Annotated in this window: 23 protein-coding genes, 1 tRNA gene and 1 pseudogene; 15 read left to right on the top strand and 10 right to left on the bottom strand. The window is 69.0% G+C overall.

All coding sequences use genetic code 11. The features are described 5' to 3' along the window. Positions 1-9: 9 nt before the first annotated feature. The 4 genes from AC07EJ_RS24080 to AC07EJ_RS24065 all read left to right on the top strand — a co-directional run bounded on the left by AC07EJ_RS24080 (position 10) and on the right by AC07EJ_RS24065 (position 4,724). Entirely contained in the window at positions 10-1,038 is a 1,029-nt protein-coding gene (locus tag AC07EJ_RS24080; protein ID WP_389488193.1) for a zinc-binding dehydrogenase, read from the top strand. Between the two features lie 35 nt (positions 1,039-1,073). After that, complete coding sequence (locus AC07EJ_RS24075; RefSeq protein WP_389488195.1) at positions 1,074-1,925, top strand: aldo/keto reductase; 852 nt, start codon at positions 1,074-1,076, stop codon at positions 1,923-1,925. A 919-nt stretch (positions 1,926-2,844) separates the two neighbouring features. Next, the gene (locus tag AC07EJ_RS24070) at positions 2,845-3,498 is read left to right on the top strand and encodes a hypothetical protein (RefSeq protein ID WP_478884907.1); all 654 of its coding nucleotides are present in this window, start codon (positions 2,845-2,847) and stop codon (positions 3,496-3,498) included. A gap of 527 nt (positions 3,499-4,025) precedes the next feature. After that, positions 4,026-4,724: a nucleotidyltransferase domain-containing protein gene (locus AC07EJ_RS24065; protein ID WP_389488199.1), complete on the top strand. Its 699-nt coding sequence runs from the start codon at positions 4,026-4,028 to the stop codon at positions 4,722-4,724. 241 nt (positions 4,725-4,965) lie between these two features. On the opposite strand, the gene AC07EJ_RS24060 is transcribed toward AC07EJ_RS24065, so the two are convergent. Beyond that, positions 4,966-5,721, bottom strand: coding sequence for a GntR family transcriptional regulator (locus AC07EJ_RS24060; RefSeq protein ID WP_389488201.1), 756 nt, complete (start codon positions 5,719-5,721; stop codon positions 4,966-4,968). 236 nt (positions 5,722-5,957) lie between these two features. Between AC07EJ_RS24060 and AC07EJ_RS24055 the strand changes: the two are divergent. After that, a pseudogene (locus AC07EJ_RS24055) lies at positions 5,958-6,898 on the top strand (alpha/beta fold hydrolase). A 10-nt stretch (positions 6,899-6,908) separates the two neighbouring features. Then, the gene (locus AC07EJ_RS24050) at positions 6,909-7,073 is read left to right on the top strand and encodes a hypothetical protein (RefSeq protein WP_389488205.1); all 165 of its coding nucleotides are present in this window, start codon (positions 6,909-6,911) and stop codon (positions 7,071-7,073) included. A 123-nt stretch (positions 7,074-7,196) separates the two neighbouring features. Here AC07EJ_RS24050 and AC07EJ_RS24045 read toward each other — a convergent pair. Both AC07EJ_RS24045 and AC07EJ_RS24040 read right to left on the bottom strand, forming a co-directional pair. Continuing rightward, positions 7,197-7,270, bottom strand: a tRNA-Pro gene (locus tag AC07EJ_RS24045). Positions 7,271-7,362: 92 nt separating this feature from the next. Then, positions 7,363-8,301: a metallophosphoesterase gene (locus tag AC07EJ_RS24040; protein ID WP_389488217.1), complete on the bottom strand. Its 939-nt coding sequence runs from the start codon at positions 8,299-8,301 to the stop codon at positions 7,363-7,365. 76 nt (positions 8,302-8,377) lie between these two features. Between AC07EJ_RS24040 and AC07EJ_RS24035 the strand changes: the two genes are divergently transcribed. Then, positions 8,378-8,842, top strand: a complete 465-nt coding sequence (locus AC07EJ_RS24035) for a GatB/YqeY domain-containing protein (protein WP_100596335.1) — start codon at positions 8,378-8,380, stop codon at positions 8,840-8,842. A 161-nt stretch (positions 8,843-9,003) separates the two neighbouring features. Here AC07EJ_RS24035 and AC07EJ_RS24030 read toward each other — a convergent pair whose 3' ends face one another. Then, positions 9,004-11,247 (bottom strand): transglycosylase domain-containing protein, encoded by a 2,244-nt coding sequence (locus AC07EJ_RS24030; protein WP_389488219.1) that lies wholly within the window; start codon positions 11,245-11,247, stop codon positions 9,004-9,006. A gap of 428 nt (positions 11,248-11,675) precedes the next feature. Between AC07EJ_RS24030 and AC07EJ_RS24025 the strand changes: the two genes are divergently transcribed. Continuing rightward, positions 11,676-12,020 (top strand): WhiB family transcriptional regulator, encoded by a 345-nt coding sequence (locus AC07EJ_RS24025; RefSeq protein WP_206302096.1) that lies wholly within the window; start codon positions 11,676-11,678, stop codon positions 12,018-12,020. A gap of 89 nt (positions 12,021-12,109) precedes the next feature. Here the strand turns inward: AC07EJ_RS24025 and bagB are convergent, their stop codons facing one another. Both bagB and bagA read right to left on the bottom strand, forming a co-directional pair. Next, entirely contained in the window at positions 12,110-13,522 is a 1,413-nt protein-coding gene (gene bagB, locus AC07EJ_RS24020; protein ID WP_478884906.1) for an ATPase BagB, read from the bottom strand. Between the two features lie 6 nt (positions 13,523-13,528). After that, positions 13,529-14,524, bottom strand: coding sequence for an ATPase BagA (gene bagA / locus AC07EJ_RS24015; protein ID WP_478884905.1), 996 nt, complete (start codon positions 14,522-14,524; stop codon positions 13,529-13,531). An 81-nt stretch (positions 14,525-14,605) separates the two neighbouring features. Between bagA and AC07EJ_RS24010 the strand changes: the two genes are divergently transcribed. From AC07EJ_RS24010 to AC07EJ_RS23995, 4 genes are all read left to right on the top strand, one after another. After that, the gene (locus tag AC07EJ_RS24010; RefSeq protein WP_073492664.1) at positions 14,606-14,764 is read left to right on the top strand and encodes a Sp36 family protein; all 159 of its coding nucleotides are present in this window, start codon (positions 14,606-14,608) and stop codon (positions 14,762-14,764) included. Then, complete coding sequence (locus tag AC07EJ_RS24005) at positions 14,761-15,231, top strand: RidA family protein (protein ID WP_362901058.1); 471 nt, start codon at positions 14,761-14,763, stop codon at positions 15,229-15,231. Before AC07EJ_RS24010 ends, AC07EJ_RS24005 begins: the two co-directional genes overlap by 4 nt. 268 nt (positions 15,232-15,499) lie before the next feature. Beyond that, positions 15,500-16,375 carry an NUDIX hydrolase gene (locus AC07EJ_RS24000; RefSeq protein ID WP_389488226.1) on the top strand — a complete coding sequence of 292 codons (876 nt, stop codon included), beginning with the start codon at positions 15,500-15,502 and terminating at the stop codon, positions 16,373-16,375. Then, positions 16,372-17,202 (top strand): MBL fold metallo-hydrolase, encoded by an 831-nt coding sequence (locus AC07EJ_RS23995; protein WP_389488228.1) that lies wholly within the window; start codon positions 16,372-16,374, stop codon positions 17,200-17,202. Before AC07EJ_RS24000 ends, AC07EJ_RS23995 begins: the two co-directional genes overlap by 4 nt. Here AC07EJ_RS23995 and AC07EJ_RS23990 read toward each other — a convergent pair. From AC07EJ_RS23990 to AC07EJ_RS23980, 3 genes are all read right to left on the bottom strand, one after another. Next, positions 17,199-18,074: a sigma-70 family RNA polymerase sigma factor gene (locus AC07EJ_RS23990; protein WP_389488230.1), complete on the bottom strand. Its 876-nt coding sequence runs from the start codon at positions 18,072-18,074 to the stop codon at positions 17,199-17,201. The two genes, AC07EJ_RS23995 and AC07EJ_RS23990, sit on opposite strands and share 4 nt — an antisense overlap. Positions 18,075-18,093: 19 nt before the next feature. Then, a complete protein-coding gene (locus tag AC07EJ_RS23985; RefSeq protein ID WP_389488232.1) occupies positions 18,094-18,894 on the bottom strand; it encodes a nucleotidyltransferase domain-containing protein in 801 nt (266 codons plus the stop codon). 160 nt (positions 18,895-19,054) lie between these two features. After that, entirely contained in the window at positions 19,055-19,729 is a 675-nt protein-coding gene (locus AC07EJ_RS23980; protein ID WP_100596519.1) for a Crp/Fnr family transcriptional regulator, read from the bottom strand. Between the two features lie 360 nt (positions 19,730-20,089). Between AC07EJ_RS23980 and nth the strand changes: the two genes are divergently transcribed. Genes nth through AC07EJ_RS23965 form a run of 3 tightly spaced genes read left to right on the top strand, consistent with a single transcriptional unit; the run spans position 20,090 to position 23,044 of the window. Beyond that, positions 20,090-21,055: an endonuclease III gene (nth, locus tag AC07EJ_RS23975; protein ID WP_478884904.1), complete on the top strand. Its 966-nt coding sequence runs from the start codon at positions 20,090-20,092 to the stop codon at positions 21,053-21,055. Positions 21,056-21,114: 59 nt separating this feature from the next. Beyond that, positions 21,115-21,831: an NUDIX hydrolase gene (locus AC07EJ_RS23970; protein WP_389488237.1), complete on the top strand. Its 717-nt coding sequence runs from the start codon at positions 21,115-21,117 to the stop codon at positions 21,829-21,831. Between the two features lie 13 nt (positions 21,832-21,844). After that, complete coding sequence (locus AC07EJ_RS23965; protein WP_389488238.1) at positions 21,845-23,044, top strand: MarP family serine protease; 1,200 nt, start codon at positions 21,845-21,847, stop codon at positions 23,042-23,044. 36 nt (positions 23,045-23,080) lie between these two features. Here AC07EJ_RS23965 and AC07EJ_RS23960 read toward each other — a convergent pair whose 3' ends face one another. Beyond that, positions 23,081-23,269, bottom strand: coding sequence for a hypothetical protein (locus AC07EJ_RS23960; protein ID WP_389488240.1), 189 nt, complete (start codon positions 23,267-23,269; stop codon positions 23,081-23,083). Between the last annotated feature and the right edge of the window lie 270 nt (positions 23,270-23,539).

Raw genomic sequence — 23,539 nt, 5'->3', positions numbered from 1 at the left:
GTACCCCCTATGCGTGCAGCAGTGATGTACGGAGCCGGAGACGTCCGCGTCGAGGACCGGCCCGACCCGAAGATCGTGGAGTCCGCCGACGCCGTGGTCCGCGTCGTCGCAGCGTGCGTGTGCGGCAGCGACCTGTGGCCGTACCAGTCGATGCCCGCCACCGACACCGGCCGCCCCATGGGGCACGAGTTCCTCGGCGTCGTCGAGGAGGCCGGCGCGGACGTGACCGGCCTGAAGGCAGGGGACCTGGTCGTCGCCCCCTTCACATACAGCGACAACACCTGCGACTACTGCGCCAAGGGCCTGCACATCTCGTGCCGCAACGGCGGCCGCTACGGCTTCGACGACGTCGACGGCGGGCAGGGCGAAGCCGTCCGCGTCCCGCACGCCGACGGCACCCTGGTCAAGCTGCCGGGGGCCGCCGACTCCGCGCTGCTGCCCTCCCTGCTGGCCCTCTCCGATGTCATGACCACCGGCCACCACGGCGCGGTCACCGCGGGCGTCGGCCGTGGTGATGCGGTGCTGGTCGTGGGTGACGGCGCCGTCGGCCTGTGCGCCGTGATCGCCGCCAAGCGGCTCGGCGCTGAACGGATCGTCCTCGCCGGCCGCCACGAGGCCCGAACCGACCTGGGCCGCCAATTCGGCGCCACCGACGTGGTCGCCGAGCGCGGCGAGGAAGGCATCGCCCGCATCCGCGAGCTGACCGGCGGCGTGGACAAGGTGATCGAGGCCGTCGGCACCCGCCAGGCCCTCGACACCGCGCTGGGCGCGGTCCTGGACGGCGGCACCATCAGCCGCCTCGGTGTCCCGCAGTACGAGCAGGGCCCCATCGGCCCGGCCGAGTTCATGCGCAACATCACCCTGACCGGCGGCGCGAGCCCCGCCCGCGCCTACATCGAGCAGCTCCTGCCCGACGTCCTGGACGGCACCATCACCCCCGGCCGCGTCTTCGACCGCACCTTCTCCCTCGATCAGGCACCGGAGGCCTACCGGGCCATGGCCGACCGCCAGGTCCTCAAGGCGCTCATCCGCCCCTGACCCTCAACTCGCGAGCACAGCAAAGGACTTCCCTCATGCAGTACGTGACCTTGAGCAACGGTCTCGAGATGCCACTCCTCGGCTTCGGCGTCTACCAGATCCCCGCCGACGACACCGAACGCGCCGTCTCCGACGCGCTCGCCGCCGGCTACCGCCTGCTCGACACCGCCGCCGCCTACGGCAACGAGGAAGCCGTAGGCCGAGCGATCAAGTCCAGCGGCATCGCCCGCGAGGACCTGTTCGTCACCACCAAGCTGTGGGTCCAGGACGCCCCCGCCGAGAAGAACACCCGTCGCGCCTTTGAGACGTCCCTGAACAAGCTGGGCCTGGACCACCTCGACCTGTATCTGATGCACCAGCCCTTCGGCGACGTCTACGGCCAGTGGCGCGCCATGGAGGCCCTCCACCGCGAGGGCGCGGCCAAGGCGATCGGGGTCGCCAACTTCTACCCCGACCGTCTGATCGACCTGATCGTCAACAACGAAATCGTGCCCGCGGTCAACCAGATCGAGACCCACCCCTTCTTCCAGCGCGCCGACTACCAGGACCTCATGCGCGAGCACGGGGTGCAGATCCAGTCCTGGGGCGGCTTCGCCGAAGGCAAGAACGACTTGTTCACCAATCCGCTGCTGGCCGAGATCGGCAAGGAGTACGGCAAGTCGGTCGCGCAGGTCGTGCTGCGCTGGCTGACCCAGCGCGGCGTCATCGCCATCCCCAAGTCCGTACGCGCCGAGCGCATGGCCGAGAACATCGACGTCTTCGACTTCCAGCTCACCGACGAGCAGATGGCCCGGATCGCCACCCTCGACACCGGCAGCTCCCTGTTCTTCGACCACCACGACCCCGAGATCGTCACCTGGCTCGCCAAGCGCCGCCTGGACGCCTGACCCGCGCACGCTCTGGGGCGGGCGGTACGCCGCACCGGCCGGCAACCGCTCGCCCCTTTCCGCTTCCACGTACCGCGCGAAGGACCTTCTGTGAACCAGCAGAACCACACGTCGGCCCGGCGCCGCACGATCCCGCGCGCCGCGCTGCTGACCGGAGTCACCGCCGTGACCGCATCCCACCTTGCTGCTCGCGTACTTCTCACGGCCGGGCGAGAACTACTGCTACGGCGATCGCACCACGCTGAGGGTCGGTAACACCGAGATCTTGGCCTGCAAGATCCGGGCCGCGAACGGCACCCCTCCGGTCAGGTCATCGACGCCCTGGCCCGGGCCCTGAGCCTGGACTCCGACGCCTGCTGGCACGCCTACCGCCTGGCCGACCTGGTACCCACCCAGGGGTGTGGCCCGAGAGCGGAGCACACCCCTGACCTGTCTTCAGCGAACCAAGTTCGCTGCTCCCAGGACACACGTCGTCACCGTGCCCGCGAGCGCCAGCAGCTTGTACGGTGCCCGATCCAGGGTCACGTGCAAGGGTCCGCAACGGAGTTCGAAAGCTGGCGTGGACGAGGGCGGCTCCGGCGGGTAGATGGCTTGAGTGCCAGGAGCAACTTGAGAGTTCAGGCGCTTGGCCACAATTTCTCCGATTCTTCGGGCCTGCGGCAAGTGTCAGCCGTAGGCAAGCGGATGGCTCGGTGATCCGAGCGCGCCCACCTTCGAGCAGCTGCCACCTAGCGCCGCAAGTCGCTTGTGTCCGCCTCCGGCCTGACTGCTGGCTGTGGTTACTTGCCTGCCCTCAAGGCGTACGTCCGTGACCTGCAGGTTCTTGCTCTGTTTTGAGAATCGAGTCGAGTGGCCGAGAGCATCAACTTCTTCAAGTGCGCTCTGCATTGGGTGCGTTGCGACAACTACGGTTGTCCTCATGCGTTCAGCGAGTGGTGACGAGTTCTGGTTCGATGCGGATGCTATGCGGGAGCCATGGCGTTCGCCTTACGCCGCCGAGGTCGCGCAAATGCGCGACCAGTTGAGGAAGGTTGCCAGTGATCTTGCGGGACAGACCTCAGCGCGTGGTCGGAAATGCCTGGCCAATGGACACGAGCCCTCGGCTATGGCGGAGCTGTTCGCAGACTGGCAGCTCGCTTACCTGCACGCCTTGCGACAGGTGCATGAAGCCGCTGAGGTTCTCGCCGCAGAGGCCGCGCTGATGGGTGGGGGGATGGGGGCCACCTATGGCCATCTGGGGGCCGCTTGGGGGATCTCCAAGCAGGCGGCGCGTAAGAAATGGCGCGGCGCGGTCGCCGACTCCTCGGAGCAACCGGAGAAGATCAAGGTGGAAAGGTACGGCGGGACAGCCGAGATCATTTATCTTCCGGATCGATGCGCCTGGGGCTGGGCCGGTCACGGCAGCGATGGGACGCACCACGAGGCGGAGGAGACGTATCCCAGCTGGTGCATAGCCATGATCGTTGCAGGGGACTTCCTTCGAGACCACGTCGACCCTTGGGGATACGCCGGTGATGCTCCATCTGCACTTGGTGATCCGCAGGAGTGTTGGTGCTGGGATGGCGAAGCCTAAGCACGGGGGTTGACCAAGGACGCGCGACGACGGTGGGTGACGGCGGTCCCTTTGACGGTGGTGAGCTGGGTGGGAGTCGGCGTCTGGAAGCCGCCTCTTTCGTACTCGGCTCCCAAAACAACCCCCGGAAACCACTCAGGGGCCCGACCCGCGATGCGGATCAGGCCCCTGACCTGGTGTTTCAGCTGTCGGGGTGGCGGGATTTGAACCCACGATCTCTTCGTCCCGAAGCAACTCGGGATGGTCGCCTTGCTTGGGCTGCTGCGTCTGTCACCTGCGCTGAGGGTCCGCTGACGTCCACGGCTGTTCGCGGCTGTGCTTCGTCGTTGTCACGCAGTTAGACACTCGGCGTGCTTGAGCGAACCGAGCTGGCGCCAAGCTGCTAGTGGCTCTATTCACGAGTAACGCCCTCAGTGGTTCACGGGTTTGGGAGGCACCCAAAACCACGGTCGCGTCATGTTGATGAGTCCGGGAGGCATGGCGACGCTTGTCAGGGCTGCATCAATATGCTGGCGTACGCTGCGGTCATGGACGACCCCGTGCTCACCGCCCGCGAACTGGTGCGAGATCGGTTTCCCGCCGCCCGGGTCGCCTTTCTGGCTGGCAGTGTGCTGACCGACCGGCGGACGCCGACCTCCGATCTGGACATCGTGGTCCTTCTGGACGGGCCGCCGGCGCCCAACCGGGAGAACCTGCTGTACCGCGGCTGGCCGGTGGAGCTGTTCGTGCAAACCGAGGCCGTCTGGCGTAGCTTCGCCGACCAGGAGACCGCGAAGCGGAATTCGCCGTTGCTCGCCATGTGCTCCGAGGGCATGCTCCTCGTGGACGCGAATGGGCTGGGTGCTTCGCTCCAGGCGGAGGCGCGAGAACGTTGGGCGGCGGGCCCACCGCCGCTCTCGGACCGTGAGCGGGACTACCAGCGGTACATCCTGACCGACCTGCTCGACGATCTGCGTGGCTGTGCGGACCCTGCCGAGCGGGTGCACTTGGTCTCGCACATGCTCCAGCGTGCCTCGGAGGTGGCCCTGCTGGTCGGCGGACACTGGCTTGGCGGAGGCAAGTGGTTGTCGAGGCGGCTGGCTGCGGCCGACCCCAGGCTGCACTGCGCGTTGACCGAAGCCGCCGCGCAAGCAATAGCCGGGCACACGAGCGTCTTCGCCGCAGCCGTGGCAGAGGTGCTAGACCAGGCCGGCGGCCCGCTGTGGGACGGGTATGCCATCCGATGAGTCGGTGGTGTGGGGACTAGCCACGCAACCACAGGGGACATGAGCGCCCCGTCACGACGCCGATCGCCCTGTTCGCCTCGGCAGCAGGGGACTTGTCACTTCTCGTGAACATTCACGAGCCAGTTACGGATGTTGCCGGTTGGAGTGAGCACAGGCATCCTGCACCTCGCTGCCGCTGATCGCGACCCGATAGGTACGGACTGCCGCGTCAGCTGAGCTATGAGCGTGCGGCTGGTCCCCGCTAGCGGCCGATGGGGACCTCGTAGACGATCTCGCACAGCGCAGCGGGGACGACGATGTCCGCCGTCTCCACGGGCCGACCCTGATCGCTGTAGTACGTCCGCCGGATGTGTGTCACGAGCGCGGCCTTCTGGATCCCGAGAAGTGATGCCTCTTCGGCCGTGGCCTGCCTCGGCTCCGGCTGTTCCACGGCATGGTTGACGACGACCCCGATCGCGGCCATGCGGTTCACGACTCCCGCCCCGGAGTGCGGTCCACCCTCGGGAAGAACGACGAGGGTGCCGGCGGTGAGGTCGTACGGCTCCCAGCTCGTCGACAGCTGCACGGGTCTGCCGTCTGCCAGGCACTCGTAGACGGTACGGACGCACAGGTCGCCCTCGGCGATGCCCAGTCGCTCCGCGATCTCGGCGGGCGCCGGCACCTTGGCCTCGGTGCGGCTCTCCCAGTCACCCTGCTTGCCCACGGCCCTCATGTCCGCGCGGAACGGCGAACCGTCAGGCTGCTCGCGCGCCGAGGAGCGGACCACGCGTACGCGCTGACGGGGCGCAGCGACGTACGTGCCGGAACCTGCGCGGCCTTCCAATACGCCCTGGGAGATCAGCAGTTCTTGCGCCCTGCGGACCACGTTCTCGCCGACGCCGCACTCCTGGGCGATCTGGGTGCGCGAGGGGAGTCGGTCCCCCGGTGTCCAGTCATGCTCCGCGATGCGACGTCGGAGCACGTCAGCGATGCGGAGGTACGGCGGCTGCTCAGGCATATGGAAAATCTAGTCCACTAGCTCTAATCTCGTTAACTAGCTTTACGGAAAGTGATTGACGAGTGACGGGGGCTGAGCTGTGTCTGCTTCGGATGTAGGCGCCGGAGACATCGCCGTCGTCGACTGGCCTCATCCGCCATCGTCCGACGCCGTTGATGTCAGGCGGATGAGTGTCCTCGGGTGCGCCGTTTCAGTTCATTTGATCACTGATCCGGTGTGCCGCTGATACTCAAGGCATGACCGACACCGCCCCGAACACTCCCGACCAGAACCACTTCCCCGGGCTGCCGCTCCGCGACCTCGCGGGCTTCACCCACCGCTGGGTCGATGCGGAAGGAATCCGGCTTCACGCCGTGGAAGGCGGTCGGTCGGGCGCCCCACCGTCGTACTGCTCGCCGGATTCCCGCAGACCTGGTGGGCTTGGCACAAGGCGATGCCGCGCCTTGCCGAGCGCTTCCACGTAATCGCGATCGACCTGCCGGGACAGGGCCACTCCGATCGGCCCCAAGGGGGCTACGACACTCACACCCTTGCTTCGCGCGTCCAAGCCGCGCTGACCGCGCTCAACGTGCCGAAGTACTGGCTCGTCGCCCATGACATCGGGGCCTGCGTCGCCTTCTCGCTCGCCCTGAGGTACCAAGACCGCCTACACGGCGTCGCCCTGCTCGACGCCGGCATTCCCGGGATCACCCTCCCGGACGCCATCCCAACGGATCCCGAACGGGCCTGGAAGACCTGGCACTTGGCATTCCACGTGGTGCCCGAACTGCCCGAGACGCTGATCACCGGCCGCGAGCGTGACTACGTGGGCTGGTTCTTGAGGGTCAAGACACTGTCCCCGAACACGTTCGACAGCGCCGATGTCGACCACTACGCCGCCTCCATCGCAGCTGAGGGAGGGCTCCGAGCGTCTCTCGCCTACTTCCGCGATGCCGCGGAATCAGCGCGCAAAAACCAGGAATCCCTCGCTTCCGGGCGAGGGCACTTGACCATCCCGGTCCTGGGAATCTCCAGCTCCCACGGCTCGATCCCCGACATGGCCGCCTCCATCAGCCCCTGGGCAGAGAACGTGACCGGCGTCGTCATCCCGGAAGCCGGGCACTTCATTCCCGACGAGCAGCCCGACGCAACTGTGGACGCATTGACCGCGTTCATCGATCACGGGCGTGTCGAGTAGAGCGGCCTCAGTGCTACCGGACACGCACATCACCCGCGAGATGCGGGCGGACCTGCTCGCCAACCTGACGGCGGAGTGGGAAGCGTCGCTCGAAGCACGGCTGGCGATGTCCGCCACGTCTCCGGTGGCGGTGCTCGATGGCCTCTTGCGGGAGCGGTTGAGGGCGCGTTCGTAGAGCCCGTTCGGGAGAGAAATTCCAAGATCTTCTCCCAGATTTCTCCCAGAGCTGCCCGCACAAGCAGAAAGACCCCCCCGCACTCAAGTGAGTGCGGGGGGGTCTGACCTGGTGTTTCAGCTGTCGGGGTGGCGGGATTTGAACCCACGACCTCTTCGTCCCGAACGAAGCGCGCTGCCAAGCTGCGCTACACCCCGATGTCGTTGCTCCACTGTCCCGCTGTTCTGCAGGTCGTGGCGACATCGATTACTTTAGCGGACCGGCGGCCGGAGACGAAATCCGGTTTTCGTCAGGGGCCGGGGGTCAGGGTCAGGAGGGTCGCCTCCGGGGGGCAGGCGAAGCGGACCGGGGTGTAGCGGTTCGCGCCGCAGCCGGCCGAGACGTGCAGGTAGGAGCGGTGTCCTTCGGCCTCGTGGGCCGACAGGCCCTTCACGCGGTCCGTGTCCAGGTCGCAGTTGGTGACCAGCGCCCCGTAGAAGGGGATGCACAGCTGGCCGCCGTGGGTGTGGCCGGCCAGCACCAGCGGGTAGCCGTCCGCCGTGAACGCGTCCAGGGTCCGCAGGTACGGGGCGTGCACGATGCCCATCGAGAAGTCGGCGCCCGAGTCCGGGCCGCCCGCCACGCGCGCGTACCGGTCGCGCTTGATGTGCGGGTCGTCCAGGCCCGTGAACCCGATCTCCACGCCTTCGATCTTGAGAGCGCCCCGCGCGTTGGTCAGGTTCAGCCAGCCCGCCGCGTCGAAGCCGTCCCGCAGGTCCTCCCACGGGTTGTGGACGGCGCCGACCGCGGGGGCGTTGCCGTTGAGGCCGTGGGCGCCGCGGGCCTTCTCGAAGAGGTAGCGGGCCGGGTTGCGGAGCTTGGGGCCGTAGTAGTCGTTCGAGCCGAAGACGTACGCCCCCGGGAACTCCATCAGGGGGCCCAGCGCGTCCAGGACCTCCGGCACGCCCTCCGGGTCGGACAGGTTGTCGCCCGTGTTGATCACGAAGTCGGGGCGCAGCCCGGCCAGGGAGCGCAGCCAGCGCTGCTTCTTGCGCTGACCGCCGACCATGTGGATGTCGGACACCTGGAGGACGCGCAACGGGCGCATCCCCGCGGGCAGAACGGGGACCGTGACCCGTCGGAGGCGGAACGAACGGGCTTCGAACCCCGCCGCGTAGATCAGTCCGGCGGCGCCCGCCGCCGTGATGCCTGCTGTCACTTTCAGGGGAACCCCGTATCGCGCGCGCATACGCCCATCGTGTCAGACCCGGCAGGTCCCGGAAATCAAGGGGCGCAGGGCATTGCGTACCTGCGACAATCGCTGCATGACCACGCTCAAGTCGAAGCTGCAGGAAGACCTCACCGCCGCGATCCGGGGGCGTGACGAGCTGCGCTCCTCGACGCTCCGGCTCACCCTCTCCGCCATCACGAAGGAGGAGGTCGCGGGCAAGACGGCACGCGAGCTCTCCGACGACGAGGTGCAGAAGGTGATCACCCGCGAGGCGAAGAAGCGCCGCGAGGCGGCCGAGGCGTTCGCGCAGGGCGGCCGCGCCGAGCAGGCCGAGCGGGAGAAGGCGGAGGGTGTGGTGCTCGCCGAGTACCTGCCGAAGCAGCTCTCCGACGACGAGCTGCACCAGATCGTCGCCCAGGCGGTCGGGGAGGCGAAGGCCGCGGGCGCCGAGGGGCCGCGCGCCATGGGCCAGGTCATGAAGATCGTGAACCCGAAGGTCGCGGGCCTCGCGGAGGGCGGCCGCGTGGCCGCCGTCGTGAAGCAGCTGCTCGCCGGCTGAGCGAGCCGGCCGGCTCTGCGGGGCGGGTGGGAGAGTCCGGGCTGAGCCACGCGTCTCGCCCCCGTCCTCACCCCTCACCACACGTACGCCGATGGGGCGCCCCCAGCCAAGGGGGCGCCCCATCCGCGTACCGTCACCGTCCGGTCCAGGTGGTAGCCGTCTCAGCGGCGCCCGCCCCCGTGCCCGTTCGCGCCACCCAGCAGGCCCGACGGGAGGCCCGAAGGGAGGCCCGGCCACGGGCTGTTGCCGTTTCCGCCGGTGTTGGTGCCCGGCTTCGAGCCGCCCTGGCCCGGCTCCTCGTCCCTGTCGTGGCCCCTGTCGTGGTCCCTCCCCTTGTCCTTGTCGGGGTCGGGGATGTCGATCAGGTTGAAGTCGGGGGACGGCTTGTCGGAGAGGGCGCCGACCATGGCGTCCTTCCAGATCGGCCCGGGAACCTGGCCGCCGAAGACCTTCGCCTGGTACACGCCGCCGATGGTGATGTTGGTCATCTTCTCCTTCTGCAGCGGGTCGCCGACCCAGACAGCGCCGGACAGGTTCGGCGTGTACCCCACGAACCAGGCGTTCTTACGGCTGTCGGTCGTACCGGTCTTGCCCGCGTTGGCCCGGTCGGTCAGACCGGCCTCCCTGCCCGTACCGGAGTCGATCACGCCGCTCAGCAGGGTGTTGATGCTGTCGGCGGTCTTCGTCGTCATCGCGCGCGAGCACGACGACTTCGGCACCGGCAGCGACTTGCCGCCGGGGGCCGTGATCGACTCGATGGCGACCGGCGTGCAGTACGTGCCGCGGTTGGCGAAGGCGGCGTACGCGCTCGCCATGGTCAGCGGCGAGATGCCCTTGGAGCCGAGGACGATGGCCGGGACCTGGGGGAGCTTGTCGCCGTTGCCCTGGACGACGCCCAGCTTGTCGGCCATGCCCATCACGGGGCAGATGCCGGTTTCGCCGATCATCTGCACGAAGTAGGTGTTGATGGACTTGGCCATCGCCTCCTTCAGCGCGTACGGACCGACCTCGGACTCGTTCTCGTTCGACACGGTGTCGCCGCCGCTGTTCACCCACGGCTTGCCGCTGCACGTCTGGACCGACTTCGGATACGGCATCCGGTACGGCGCCGGGTACGACTTCGTCACCGGGGTGCCCTGCTCCAGGGCGGCCGCGGCGAGGAACGGCTTGAACGTCGAACCCGTCGGGAAGCCGTAGTTCGACCCGCTCATCTTGCGGTCGACCGAGTAGTTGATCTGCGTCTCGTTCTTGCCGAAGCCGTACGGCTTCGACTGCCCCATGCCGAGGATCTTGCCGGTGCCCGGCTCGACGAACGTGGCCGCCGTCGCGACCTTGTCCGTCTGGTAGACGTGGTCCTTTATCGACGCCTGCACCGATTCCTGCGTCTGCGGATCGAGGGTGGTCCGCACCTGCAGACCGCCCCGGTTCCAGAGCTTCGCCCGCGCTTCCTTCGTCTTGCCGAAGACGGGGTCGGTGAGGAACACCTCGCGTACGTAGTCGCAGAAGAAGCCGGCGCCCTTGACCGCCGTGATGCAGCCGTTCTGCGGCTTGCTGACCTTCAGGCCGAGCGGCTTCTCCTTGGCGCGGTCCGCCTCGGCCTGGGGGATGTCGTTCGTCTCGGCCATCCGCTGGAGCACGACGTTCCGTCGCCTGGTCGCCTCCGCCTCGTCGTTGACGGGGTCGTAGCGGCTCGGGGACTGGACGATGCCGGCCAGCATCGCGGACTCCTCCAGCGTCAGGTCCTTGGCCGACTTGGAGAAGTACCGCTGCGAGGCGGCCTCGACGCCGTACGCCTGCTCACCGAAGTACGTGATGTTCAGGTAGTTGGCGAGGATGCGCTTCTTGCCGAGCTTGTCCTCGAGCTGGATCGCGTACTTCAGCTCGCGGACCTTGCGGCCGATCGTCTGCTGGGTGGCCTGGGCGAGCTTCGTCGGGTCGTCGCCGGCCTCCTCCATGAAGACGTTCTTCACGTACTGCTGGGTGAGCGTGGACGCGCCCTGCGCGACGCCGCCGCTCTGCGCGTTCTCGTTGATCGCGCGCAGGATGCCCTTCAGGTCGACGGCGCCGTGCTCGTAGAAGCGCGAGTCCTCGATCGCGACGAGCGCCTTCTGCATGTACGGCGAGATGTCCTTGAGGGGCACCACGGTGCGGTCGCGCGAGTAGACCGTCGCGATCGTGCCGCCCTTGTTGTCCAGGATCGTGGTGCGCTGACTGAGTGGCGGCTGCTTGAGATTGGCCGGGATCTCGTCGAACCCCTCGACCGAGCCCTTCGCCGCGAGGCCGAGCGCACCCGCTGCGGGCAGCGCGATTCCGGCGAGGACGGCTCCCGCGAGGACACTGACACCAAGGAACTTGGCGGCCTGCTGAGTCGGTGACAGTCCACCGCCCGAGCGCTTCTTTCCCATGAGGGCAGCCTACGTTCTGATTCTCCGGACAGGCGTATATGCCTTGGCCTAAGCTGCACTCAACTGTCACAGCAGTGCGGTCACGTATCAAGACGTCCGGCGAACCCGAATCGTTCCGGTAGTCATCTCACCACTCTGCCGCGGTCGTTCCGTGGTGGGTGGAGGCGTGTCCGAAACCGCCTTGAGTGTCACCCGGTGTCCGCTGTGACTCAACTGAAACGCCCCGGTTTGCCGGGTTGGTCGCACATGCCCTCGGCTCACTCCGTCGGGTGATCTGCCGCTTACGCATAGTCCGTTCGGGCCATTCAAGATTGGGCCCGAAGGGGGTGTTGCGCTGTGCCCACCTTCCGTAACGTCCTCAACTGGCGGCGGTGAATATGCCGCTGCCGCCGTGGGGGAGCCTCGATTCGGGAGAGGACGGCGCCGGTATGGGCTGGGTAACCGACTGGAGTGCGCAGGCGGCCTGCCGCACTACCGATCCAGATGAACTGTTCGTTCAAGGAGCAGCGCAGAACCGGGCGAAGGCGGTGTGCACCGGATGTCCGGTGCGGACCGAGTGCCTGGCCGACGCGCTGGACAACCGCGTCGAGTTCGGCGTGTGGGGTGGCATGACCGAGCGGGAACGCCGTGCGCTGCTGCGCAGGCGTCCCACCGTCACCTCGTGGCGCCGGCTGCTCGAGACGGCTCGTACGGAGTACGAGCGCGGTGCGGGCCTGCTGCCCGTGGACATCGATGACGACGAGACGTACGAGAGGTACGCCGCCGTGGGGTGAGGGAGCTGAGCTGGTCGAGCTCCTTCAGGGGCGTCCGAGGGGTGCGAGCCGTGTGGTGTGGCCCGCGCCTCAGGAGTCGTCCGTACGGCTCACGCAGCTCCGGCCGGGTTCGCGCCGGCCGCGAGCCGGTCCCCGATGCTCCTCAGGCCTGCCAGGTCGTGCACATCGCCGGGCAGGGCGCCGACCTCGGTGACCGCCACCTCCGGGTGGAGCGCGGCGAAGCGGTCGCGTGTGCGCTGTTCGCGTGCCAGTAGCTGCATGCGTTCCGCGTGCAATCGCAGGAGGCCTGCCGTGAGTTGGTCTGGCGTGGCGCGGTCTGCCGTTGCGTGATCCGTGGTCGCGTGGTCCGTGGTCGCGGTGACAGGCGTGCTTGTGGCCCGTGAGTTGGGCGCGGTCGCGGGTGTGGGTGCGCTGTGTGGGGTTTTGTCCGGCGCCTGAGTGTGCTCGTCGGGCGTGTCCCTTGCTGGGGCGGGGGAGCCTGCTTCGGGAGAGGTACGCAGCTCTACATTCCCGTCACCCTGATCCACAATGCCGCGCTCATCAAGATTTTCTGCGGCCGCGAGGGCCCGCTCGGCCGACAGCTGCGCGGCACCGCTGCCGTGTACCCGGTTCAGTACGAGGCCGGCCAGCGGCATGTCCTCCGCGGCGAGGCGCTCCACGAAGTACGCGGCCTCGCGCAGCGCGTCCCGCTCCGGCGCCGCCACCACCAGGAACGCCGTACCGGGGGCCTGGAGCAGCTTGTACGTCGCGTCGGCGCGGGTGCGGAACCCGCCGAACATCGTGTCCATCGCCGCGACGAACGTCTGCACGTCGCGCAGGAGTTGACCGCCGAGCAGCTTTCCGAGCGCGCCCGTCATCAGAGACATCCCGACGTTCAGGAACTTCATGCCGGCCCGGCCGCCGACCTTCGCCGGGGCCATCAGGACCCGGATCAGCTTGCCGTCCAGGAACGAGCCGAGACGTTTCGGCGCGTCCAGGAAGTCGAGCGCCGAGCGGGACGGCGGCGTGTCGACGATGATCAGGTCCCACTCGTCCTGGGCCCGCAGCTGGCCCAGCTTCTCCATCGCCATGTACTCCTGCGTGCCCGCGAAGCCCGCCGAGAGCGACTGGTAGAACGGGTTGCCCAGAATCGCCTCGGCCCGCTGGCCGTCCGCGTGCGCCTCGACGATCTCGTCGAACGTCCGCTTCATGTCGAGCATCATCGCGTGCAGTTCACCGCCCTCCGCTCCTTCGACGGGGGCGATCCCCTTCACGCGCCGTGGTGTGTTGTCCAGCGAGTCGATGCCCATCGACTGGGCCAGCCTGCGCGCCGGGTCGATCGTCAGCACGACGACCTTGCGGCCGCGCTCGGCCGCGCGCAGGCCGAGTGCCGCCGCCGTCGTCGTCTTGCCGACGCCGCCGGAGCCGCAGCACACCACGATGCGTGTCCCGGGGTCGTCGATGAGTGGGTCCACGTCGAGTACGCGGGTGTCCGCCGGATTCAGGCTCAGGGACGACGTCATGTGCCTCTAGATCCCTTGCTTCCGCAGTTCCGTGGCCAGCCGGTACAGGCCCGCCAGGTCCATCCCCTCGGTCAGCAGCGGCAGTTCGTGCAGCGGCAGGCCCGAATCGGCCAGCACCGCCCGCTGGCTGCGCTCCAGCTCGTGCCGTTCCGCGTACTCCGCCGCCTGGCCGAGGAGCGGGGTCACCAGACGTTCGGCGCCGCCGCCTCTGCGGGCGCCGCCCAGGCCCGCCGCCGACAGGGACTTGGCGATGGCCGCCCGGGGTACGCCGCCCTGCGCCAGCGCCAGTTCGGCCTCGTCCAGGACTGCCGGGCGCACCATGTTCACGATGAGCCTGCCCACCGGGAGGTTCGCCGCCCGCAGCTCCGCGATGCCGTCCGACGTCTCCTGGACCGGCATCTCCTCCAGCAGCGTCACCAAGTGCACCGCCGTCTCCGGCGACTTGAGGACCCGCATGACCGCCTGCGCCTGGTTGTGTATCGGACCGATCTTGGCCAGGCCCGCGACCTCGTCGTTCACGTTCAGGAAGCGCGTGATGCGGCCCGTCGGCGGGGCGTCCATCACCACATAGTCGTAGGCGTATGTGTCGTGTTTGTTGGAGTTGTTCTGTTTCGTTTTGCGGCGAACCGCCTCGCAGGCCTTGCCTGTCAGGAGTACGTCCCTCAGGCCCGGCGCCACCGTTGTCGCGAAGTCGATCGCGCCCAGCTTCTTGAGCGCCCTGCCCGCGCCGCCCAGCTTGTAGAACATCTGGAGGTAGTCCAGCAGCGCCAGCTCCGGGTCGATGGCGAGTGCGAACACCTCGCCGCCCCCCGGGGCTACCGCGATCTTCCGTTCCTCGTACGGCAGCGCTTCCGTCTCGAAGAGCTGTGCGATGCCCTGGCGTCCTTCCACCTCCACCAGGAGAGTGCGCTTGCCCTCGGTCGCGAGGGCGAGCGCGAGTGCGGCGGCGACCGTGGTCTTTCCGGTACCGCCCTTGCCGCTGACGACCTGGAGCCTGCTCACGTCTTCGAGCCTAACCAGTCCGGGCGCGGGCTACGCAGGAGGCTGTCGGTCATCGCCGGTCCAGCGGCTACAGTCGGCCGTATGACCAAGTGGGAATACGCGACCGTGCCCCTTCTCGTGCACGCGACCAAGCAGATTCTGGACACCTGGGGCGAGGACGGCTGGGAGCTCGTCCAGGTCGTGCCCGGGCCGAACAACCCCGAGCAGCTCGTGGCCTACCTGAAGCGGGAGAGGGCATGAGCGGGATCGTCGACGCGCGCCTCGCCGAGCTCGGGCTGACCCTGCCCGAGGTCGTGCCGCCGCTCGCCTCTTACCAGCCGGCCGTGCAGTCCGGTGTGTACGTGTACACGGCCGGTCAGCTGCCGATGGTGGACGGGAAGCTTCCGCTCACCGGGAAGGTGGGGGCCGAGGTCACCGCCGAGCAGGCCAAGGAGCTGGCCCGGACGTGCGCGCTGAACGCGCTCGCCGCGGTGAAGTCCGTTGCAGGCGATCTCGATCGCGTCGCTCGTGTGGTGAAGGTCGTCGGGTTCGTCGCCTCCGCCCCTGACTTCACCGGGCAGCCGGGTGTGGTGAACGGGGCCAGTGAGCTCTTCGCCGAGGTGCTCGGTGAGAAGGGTGTGCACGCTCGGTCCGCCGTGGGTGTGGCCGTTCTGCCGCTGGACGCGCCTGTTGAGGTCGAGGTTCAGGTCGAGCTCGTTTCGGCCTAGGTTTTTGGGTCGGCTCGGGTCCGGCGCGGTCCGTCTTCGGGTGCGGGGCCGCGCCGGGATGTACGTCCTCGCTGTTCTACGGGGCCTCGTCGCCGGCCCAGTTACCCGCATGTGGTGCTGGTGGCTCCGCGCGCACATCCGCCACCGGCCCTCGCGTTTCGGACGCGGCCGCCGGCCGGTGGGTGGTCTCTTTGCCGGTTCGGCTCTCTGTCCTACTTGATCGTCTGTGGCTCTCGAACATCTGCTTGGTAGCGGATAGCCTCCGGCCATGGCGAATGGGCAGTGGTATCCCCCGGAGTGGCCCGAGCGGATTCGTGCGCTCGCGGCGGGTGAACTGACGGCCGCCGTGCCGCGGCGGGCCGCGACCGTGATGCTTCTGCGGGACGCGGCGGCCGGTCCCGAAGTGCACATGTTGCGTCGACGCGCCTCCATGGCTTTCGCCGGGGGCGCGTACGCGTATCCGGGCGGGGGTGTGGATCCCCGTGACGACGAGTCGGTCGTGCGGTGGGGCGGGCCCTCGCGCGCGGCGTGGGCGACGCGGCTCGGCGTGGACGAGAAGTCGGCGCAGGCGATCGTGTGCGCCGCCGTGCGGGAGACGTACGAGGAGGCGGGCGTGCTGCTCGCCGGGCCCGATGCGGCGTCCGTGGTGGGGGATACGACCGGTGAGTCCTGGGAGGCCGACCGGGAGGCGCTCGTCCGGCGGGAGTTGTCCTTCGGGGAGTTCCTGGGGCGGCGCGGGCTGGTCCTGCGGTCCGATCTGCTGGGGGCCTGGGCGCGGTGGATCACGCCCGAGTTCGAGCCCCGGCGGTACGACACCTGGTTCTTCGTCGCCGCGCTGCCCGAGGGGCAGCGCACCCGTAACGCTTCCACCGAAGCCGATCGGACCGTGTGGATCCGGCCCGAGCAGGCTGCCGAGGGGTACGACAAGGGCGAGCTCATGATGATGCCGCCCACGATCGCGACGCTGCGGGCGCTGGCCGGCTTCGACAGCGCCGAGGGGGCCCTCGTGGGGGCCGCGGCGCAGGATCTCTCCCCTGTGCTCGCGCAGGCCCGGCTGGAGAGCGGCGGGATTGTTCTGTCCTGGCCCGGTCATGATGAGTTCACCAAGCACATTCCGACCACGTCCGGGGGAGCCTCCGCATGACCGAAGCCGCAGCCCTTCCCGGACAGCCCCGCGGCGGGGTGCTGTCGGGGTCCGCCACCGCGCGCGCGGTCAACGTGCTGGCCCCGAACGCCTCCGCGATGACCCTGGACGGGACCAATACGTGGATCGTTTCCGAGCCTGATTCCGAACTGGCTGTGGTGATCGATCCCGGACCGCTCGACGACGCGCACCTGCGGACGGTTGTCTCGGTCGCCGAGGCTGCCGGCAAGCGTGTGGCTCTGACGCTTCTCACTCATGGGCATCCCGACCACGCGGAGGGCGCCGGCCGGTTCGCCGAACTGACCCGGACCAAGGTGCGGGCCCTCGACCCCGCTCTGCGTCTGGGGGACGAGGGGCTGGGCGGTGGGGATGTCGTGGCTGTCGGAGGGCTTGAGCTGCGTGTTGTCGCCGCGCCTGGGCATACCGCCGATTCGCTCTGTTTCCATCTGCCTGCCGACCGGGCCGTGCTGACCGGTGACACCGTGCTCGGGCGCGGGACCACCGTCGTCGCCCATCCCGACGGGCGGCTCGGCGACTATCTCGACTCGCTGCGGCGGCTGCGGTCCCTGACCGTCGACGACGGGGTGGACACCGTGCTGCCGGGGCATGGGCCCGTACTCGAAGACGCCCAGGGCGCCGTCGAGTTCTACCTCGCCCACCGCGCCAACCGGCTCGCCCAGGTCGAGACCGCCGTCGAGAGCGGTTATGTCACGGCGTCAGAGATTGTTGCCCATGTGTACGCGGGTGTGGATCGGTCGCTCTGGCCCGCTGCCGAGTTGTCCGTCCTGGCACAGCTCGACTATCTGAAGGAGCACGGGCTCATCTAGAGGACCTCGCGGGTCAGGGGTTTCAGGCGGTCCTCGTCCGCCAGGACGTTCAGCTCCGTGATTTTGGTGCCGGTGATCGTGAACGACATCAGTGATGTCGGGCGGCCTGCCGGGAGTGCCAGGAGGCCGATCGCGCCGTTGACCAGCACGACGCGTACGTGCGGTGCCAGGCGCTGGAACGTGATCGCCCCGGACGCCACCGCTTGAGCGCCACGGACCAGGCGCGAGAGGTCTGTTGCCCCGGCGTCCGCCCGTAGCAGTACGTCCGGGTCCAGGACCGCGACCAGTCGTTCGAAGTCGCCCTCGCGGGAGGCCGAGAGGAACGCCTCCACGATCTCGCGCTGGCGTACCGGATCCGTTTCCGGCGGCGGGGCTCCCTGGACGCGGCGGCGCGCGCGGCTCGCCAGCTGCCGGGTCGCCACCGGCGTGCGCTCCACGATCGGCGCGATGTCGTCGAACGGCACCGCGAACATGTCGTGCAGCACGAACGCCAGCCGCTCCACCGGCGCCAGCGAGTCGAGGACCACGAGCAGCGCCAGGCCCACCGAGTCGGCCTGGAGCGCCTGTTGTTCGGGGTCCGGGGTGTCGAGGCTCGTGATCAGGGGGTCGGGTACGTGGGTTTCCAGTGGCTCTTCGCCCCGTGCCCTGCGCGAGCGCAGCAGGTCCAGGCAGATCCGGCCCGTGACGGTGGTGAGCCAGCCGCCCAGGTTCTCGACGGCCGCGGCGTCGGACCGCTGGAGTCGCAGCCACGTCTCCTGTACGGCGTCCTCCGCCTCGCTGAGCGAGCCGAGCATCCGGTAGGCCACGGCACGCAAGTGGCCCCGTGACTCCTCGAACCGCTCGGCCAGGCTGTCCGTCGACGCTGAGCTCATCGGTGTCCTGCTTCCCGGGTCAGGGGCGGGGGGCCTTCACTCCGTGCACGGCTTCGTATTCTGCCGCCAGCCACGGGCCCAGGTCCTCGGTGTACGTGCGGAGGGTGTGCGGTGCGCCCGCCGGTTCGTACGCCGCCTCGGCCGCCTGCCGCATCGCTTCTGCCCGCTGCGGGTAGTACGTGCCGAACACCTCGGCCATCTGCGTCAGATCACTGGTCCAGCCGTTCCACCGGGGCATGACGAGCGTGAAGCCGGTGCGGACCAGGTGGCGGGAGATCTGACGGTCCAGGGTGCGCGGGTCGTCGCCTCGCGCGATGCGTTCGCGCCAGCGCTTCAGGAACAGGTGCAGGTCGCCGTTGGTCTCCCGGGCCAGGAGGGAATCGGGGCGGTAGTGCGGCAGGTGGTCGGCCAGGTCCTCGCCCAGGAGCGGCGTGCAGAGGCAGGCCACGAACCAGCCGAGGTCGTGCCGTTCGAGGTCGCTGAGGACCTGGGTCCGGCTGAGCACGATCAGGCCTACGCCGTCGATCTGCGCGAAGTCCTTGTCCAGCCTGTCGCCCAGGGCTTTGGCTTCCGCCCTGTCCTCGTCCGTCGGCTCCTCGCGCAGTGCGAGAAGGAGGTCCAGGTCGCTGCGGCCGGGGCGGGCCGTGCCGCGCGGCACGGAGCCGTAGAGGTACGCGCTCGTCAGCCGCGGCCCGAAGGCGGCGAGCAGGCCGTCGCGCGCCGCGGACACCACGGGGCGGAAGTCCGGCTGGATCCGGCTCAGGGAGCCTTCGCGTTCGATGTATCCGTGGTCGTCGAGGCCACGTGTGGTGGTCGCCATGGGCCCACTGTGCCGTGTCGGGAAGGCGCAGGCCCGGTATTTTCCGCGGCGGTGAACAGGCGATCCCGCCTCCCCGGAGGGAGACGGGATCGCCCGTTGTACGAAGGTGCCAGCTGTACGAAGGTGCCAGCTGTACGTGGGTGTCAGCCGTACGTAGGTGTCAGCGCGAACGCTTCGCGAGGCGCTCCACGTCGAGCAGGATCACGGCGCGGGCCTCCAGGCGGAGCCAGCCGCGGCCCGCGAAGTCCGCGAGGGCCTTGTTCACCGTCTCGCGGGAGGCGCCGACCAGCTGGGCCAGCTCCTCCTGCGTCAGGTCGTGCACGACGTGGATGCCCTCCTCCGACTGCACGCCGAAGCGGCGGGAGAGGTCCAGGAGCGCGCGGGCCACGCGGCCCGGCACATCCGAGAAGACCAGGTCGGACATCTGGTCGTTGGTCTTGCGCAGGCGCCGGGCGACGGCACGCAGCAGGGCGGAGGCCACCTCGGGGCGCGCGTTCAGCCAGGGCAGGAGGTCGCCGTGGCCGAGGCCGAGGAGCTTGACCTCGGTGAGCGCGGAGGCGGTCGCCGTGCGCGGGCCGGGGTCGAACAGCGAGAGCTCGCCGATCAGCTCGCCGGGGCCGAGCACCGCGAGCATGTTCTCGCGGCCGTCGGGGGAGGTGCGGTGGAGCTTCACCTTGCCCTCGGTGACCACGTACAGGCGGTCTCCGGGGTCGCCCTCGTGGAAGAGGGCGTCGCCGCGCGCGAGGGTCACCTCACTCATGGAGGCGCGGAGCTCCGCGGCCTGCTCATCATCGAGCGCCGCGAAAAGCGGGGCGCGCCGCAGAACGTCGTCCACGAGTTTCTCTCCTATGTCGACCTGCATCCGGGGACCGGGTTCCCGCTCCCCATTTTGCCGGACGGTCCAAACAGTGTGATCAGTCACTCAGGCACAAGTCTGCCGCACCGGGGTCACAAGCTGTGGGGGAGGGGGCCAATCGAGGACTGATCTGCGGGGTCGACGGCGGATGTCAGCGGCTGCCTTTAGGCTGGCCGGGTGTCCAAAACGCCGGTGAGAGCACAGGCCAAGGGGGCTGGGACGGTGACCGCAGGACGTAATTCCGCTGTGGGCGAACAGGCCTCGGCCGCGCCCAAGAAAGCGGCAAAAGGGGTAAAGCGAGCTCGTGGTGCTGAGGGCGCCGAGGGTGCCGCGGCTTCCGTGGCTGCCGCGGCTGCCGCGGGGAAGGGCGCTGGTGGTGGCGTGGGTTCCGGTGGTGCCGCGGGTTCCGGAGGGAAGCGTGCTGCCGCGAAGAAGGCCGGCGCCGCCAAGCCCGTGAAGAAGGCCGCCGCCGCGAAGTCGGACAAGCCCCCGAAGAAGGCCGCCGCCAAGCCCGAGTCCCGTACCGCCCTCGTCCGGCGTGCCCGGCGTATCAACCGCGAGCTCGCCGAGGTGTATCCCTACGCCCACCCCGAGCTGGACTTCGAGAACCCCTTCCAGCTGCTCGTCGCCACGGTGATGTCCGCCCAGACCACCGATCTGCGGGTCAATCAGACGACGCCCGCCCTCTTCGCCAAGTACCCGACCCCGGAGGACCTCGCCGCCGCGAACCCCGAGGACGTCGAGGAGCTGATCCGGCCCACCGGGTTCTTCCGCGCCAAGACGAAGTCGATCATGGGGCTGGCGGCGGCCCTGCGGGACGAGTTCGGCGGGGAGGTCCCGGGGCGTCTCGAAGACCTCGTCAAGCTGCCCGGCGTCGGCCGCAAGACCGCCTTCGTCGTGATGGGCAACGCCTTCGGGCGGCCCGGGATCACCGTGGACACGCACTTCGGGCGCCTCGTGCGGCGCTGGAAGTGGACGGAGGAGACCGACCCGGACAAGGTCGAGAAGGCCGTCGGCGAGCTCTTCCCGAAGAGCGACTGGACGATGCTCTCGCACCGCGTGATCTTCCACGGCCGCCGCATCTGCCACGCCCGGAAGCCCGCCTGCGGCGCCTGCCCGATCGCCCCGCTCTGCCCGGCGTACGGGGAGGGCGAGACCGACCCGGAGAAGGCGAAGAAGCTCCTGAAGTACGAGAAGGGCGGCTTCCCCGGTCAGCGCCTGAAGCCCCCGCAGTCGTATCTGGACGCCGGCGGCATCCCGGCGCCCCCGCTCGGCGCCACCGCGCCGCCCGCCACGGGGGAGTGACGCATCGCGGAACGAACGATGGGGACGCAAGCGTTGTGTTCAGTTGGACGGGGGTGCCTATGACGCATGCACACAGTGAGGCGCACGAAGAGCGCGTGACGAAGGACGAGCCTGTGCGGCTGAGCCGCGAGGGGCTGCCCGAGTGGCTCGACCCGGTCGTGAAGGCCGCCGACACGGTCGAGCCGCTCCAGCTGAGCCGCTTCCTGCCGCCCGAGAGCGGCGACGGGCGGCAGTCCGCCGTCCTGATCCTCTTCGGGGAGGGCGAGCGCGGCCCCGAGCTGCTGCTCATGGAGCGGGCCACGTCGCTGCGTTCGCATGCCGGGCAGCCGTCCTTCCCCGGCGGTGCCCTCGACCCGGAGGACGGCGATCCGCGTACGGACGGGCCGCTGCGCGCCGCCCTGCGCGAGGCGGAGGAGGAGACCGGGCTCGACCCGCGGGGCGTCCAGCTCTTCGGCGTCCTGCCGAAGCTGTACATCCCGGTGAGCAGCTTCGTGGTGACGCCGGTCCTCGGCTGGTGGCGCACACCGACGCCCGTACAGGCGGTCGATCCGGCGGAGACGGCCCGCGTCTTCACGGTGCCCGTGGCGGATCTCACGGATCCGCGCCACCGTGCGACGGCGGTCCACCCGAGGGGCCACAAGGGCCCGGCGTTCCTCGTCGAATCGGCTCTGGTCTGGGGCTTTACGGCCGGAGTGATCGATCGGATCCTGCACTACGCGGGATGGGAGCGCCCCTGGGACCGCAGTAAGCAGGTCCCACTCGACTGGCGCTCATGACAGGGTGGCCCACGTGAATGTGCTGGACATCCTGCTGCTCGTAGCCGCCGTGTGGTTCGCGATCGTGGGCTACCGCCAGGGCTTCGTCGTCGGCATCCTGTCGGTGATCGGCTTCCTGGGCGGCGGCCTCGCCGCGGTCTACGTCCTGCCCGCCATCTGGAGCGCGGTGACCGACGAGGCCAAGGTGAGTACGACCGCGGCCGTCGTCGCCGTCATCGTGGTCATCGTCTGTGCCTCCGTGGGACAGGCGTTCACCACGCACCTGGGGAACAAGCTGCGCCGGTACATCACCTGGTCCCCGGCCCGCGCCCTGGACGCCACGGGCGGCGCCCTGGTGAACGTGGTGGCGATGCTCCTGGTCGCGTGGCTCATCGGCTCGGCCCTGGCCGGCACGACACTGCCCACGCTCGGCAAGGAAGTGCGCAACTCCAAGGTCCTGCTCGGCGTGTCCAGAGCCCTGCCCACGCAGGCCAACACGTGGTTCGCGGACTTCTCCTCCGCGCTCGCGCAGAACGGCTTCCCACAGGTCTTCAGCCCGTTCTCGAACGAGCCGATCACCGAGGTCCAGCCCCCCGACCCGAAGCTGGCGAACAGCCCGGTCGTGACGACGGCCAAGCGCTCCATCGTCAAGGTGACGGGCCAGGCGCCCAGTTGCGGCAAGGTCCTCGAAGGCAGCGGCTTCGTCTTCGCCGACCGCCGCGTCATGACGAACGCGCACGTGGTCGGCGGAGTGGACGAGCCGAACGTGCAGATCGGCGGCGAGGGCCGGATGTACGCGGCGAAGGTCGTCCTCTACGACTGGAAGCGCGACATCGCCGTGCTCGACGTGCCCACCCTGAAGGCGCCCCCGCTCCAGTTCACGTCCACAGACGCCGAGCGCGGCGACAGCGCGATCGTCGCCGGCTTCCCGGAGAACGGCGCGTACGACGTCCGTCCCGCGCGCCTGCGCGGCCGCATCACGGCCAACGGCCCGGACATCTACCACCGCGGCACCGTGCAACGCGATGTGTACTCGCTCTACGCGACCGTCCGCCAGGGCAACTCCGGCGGCCCGCTGCTCACACCCGAGGGCAAGGTGTACGGCGTGGTCTTCGCGAAGTCACTCGACAGCGCCCAGACCGGGTACGCGCTCACCCGCGACGAGATCAGCCAGGACATCGACCGCGGCCGCACGGCCAACCAGCAGGTGGACAGCGACAGCTGCGCCCTGTGAGGTTCTGGAGGCGGTGAAGGCCGGGCCGGCGACGCGTCAGTCGCGCGTGTGCCGCAGCCGGGCCGAGACCCAGCGGGCCCGGCGGCGCAGGATGCGGGGAATGTTGATCCCCGGAGGGGTTTGGTCATGGCCCGCTTCCTGCGGGCCACCCCCCGGGTGACGGCTCAGCACCGTGGCTGAGCGGCGGTTGCGTGCGGCGTCACTGTAGTCGTGCGTCCAGCCCATACCCCGACCTGTGCCCGTGCCCCAAGGTCGGTAATCGCCCGCACGCCCCCCAATTGGCCTATGCGCCAGGCAATTGGCAGTTCGAAGGACAGTTGTTCCCGGACATGGCTCGAACGCGTCACCCGATCGTGCGAGGGGCGTCCGCACGGCCATCATCGGTCGGGCTCGGGGTCTTTCAGCCAGCTCACGAGTTCGTTGGAGAACGCGACCGGGTCCTCCTCGTGCGGGCTGTGTCTTCCCGGGGGATGACCCCCGGACCCCCAGCCGGGG

Source organism: Streptomyces sp. NPDC045026, assembly GCF_056432625.1.
Note: the sequence above shows the minus strand (reverse complement) of the source record. Positions and strands in the feature narration are given on the sequence as shown.

What these genes read in the sequence shown, in the direction of transcription:
- AC07EJ_RS24080 (WP_389488193.1), top strand. Translation starts at nt 10, where the DNA reads ATGCGTGCAGCAGTGATGTACGGAGCCGGAGACGTCCGCGTCGAGGAC.
- AC07EJ_RS24075 (WP_389488195.1), top strand. Translation starts at nt 1,074, where the DNA reads ATGCAGTACGTGACCTTGAGCAACGGTCTCGAGATGCCACTCCTCGGC.
- AC07EJ_RS24070 (WP_478884907.1), top strand. Translation starts at nt 2,845, where the DNA reads ATGCGTTCAGCGAGTGGTGACGAGTTCTGGTTCGATGCGGATGCTATG.
- AC07EJ_RS24065 (WP_389488199.1), top strand. Translation starts at nt 4,026, where the DNA reads ATGGACGACCCCGTGCTCACCGCCCGCGAACTGGTGCGAGATCGGTTT.
- AC07EJ_RS24060 (WP_389488201.1), bottom strand. Translation starts at nt 5,721, where the DNA reads ATGCCTGAGCAGCCGCCGTACCTCCGCATCGCTGACGTGCTCCGACGT.
- AC07EJ_RS24040 (WP_389488217.1), bottom strand. Translation starts at nt 8,301, where the DNA reads ATGCGCGCGCGATACGGGGTTCCCCTGAAAGTGACAGCAGGCATCACG.
- AC07EJ_RS24035 (WP_100596335.1), top strand. Translation starts at nt 8,378, where the DNA reads ATGACCACGCTCAAGTCGAAGCTGCAGGAAGACCTCACCGCCGCGATC.
- AC07EJ_RS24030 (WP_389488219.1), bottom strand. Translation starts at nt 11,247, where the DNA reads ATGGGAAAGAAGCGCTCGGGCGGTGGACTGTCACCGACTCAGCAGGCC.
- AC07EJ_RS24025 (WP_206302096.1), top strand. Translation starts at nt 11,676, where the DNA reads ATGGGCTGGGTAACCGACTGGAGTGCGCAGGCGGCCTGCCGCACTACC.
- bagB (WP_478884906.1), bottom strand. Translation starts at nt 13,522, where the DNA reads ATGACGTCGTCCCTGAGCCTGAATCCGGCGGACACCCGCGTACTCGAC.
- AC07EJ_RS24010 (WP_073492664.1), top strand. Translation starts at nt 14,606, where the DNA reads ATGACCAAGTGGGAATACGCGACCGTGCCCCTTCTCGTGCACGCGACC.
- AC07EJ_RS24005 (WP_362901058.1), top strand. Translation starts at nt 14,761, where the DNA reads ATGAGCGGGATCGTCGACGCGCGCCTCGCCGAGCTCGGGCTGACCCTG.
- AC07EJ_RS24000 (WP_389488226.1), top strand. Translation starts at nt 15,500, where the DNA reads ATGGCGAATGGGCAGTGGTATCCCCCGGAGTGGCCCGAGCGGATTCGT.
- AC07EJ_RS23995 (WP_389488228.1), top strand. Translation starts at nt 16,372, where the DNA reads ATGACCGAAGCCGCAGCCCTTCCCGGACAGCCCCGCGGCGGGGTGCTG.
- AC07EJ_RS23990 (WP_389488230.1), bottom strand. Translation starts at nt 18,074, where the DNA reads ATGAGCTCAGCGTCGACGGACAGCCTGGCCGAGCGGTTCGAGGAGTCA.
- AC07EJ_RS23985 (WP_389488232.1), bottom strand. Translation starts at nt 18,894, where the DNA reads ATGGCGACCACCACACGTGGCCTCGACGACCACGGATACATCGAACGC.
- AC07EJ_RS23970 (WP_389488237.1), top strand. Translation starts at nt 21,115, where the DNA reads ATGACGCATGCACACAGTGAGGCGCACGAAGAGCGCGTGACGAAGGAC.
- AC07EJ_RS23960 (WP_389488240.1), bottom strand. Translation starts at nt 23,269, where the DNA reads ATGGGCTGGACGCACGACTACAGTGACGCCGCACGCAACCGCCGCTCA.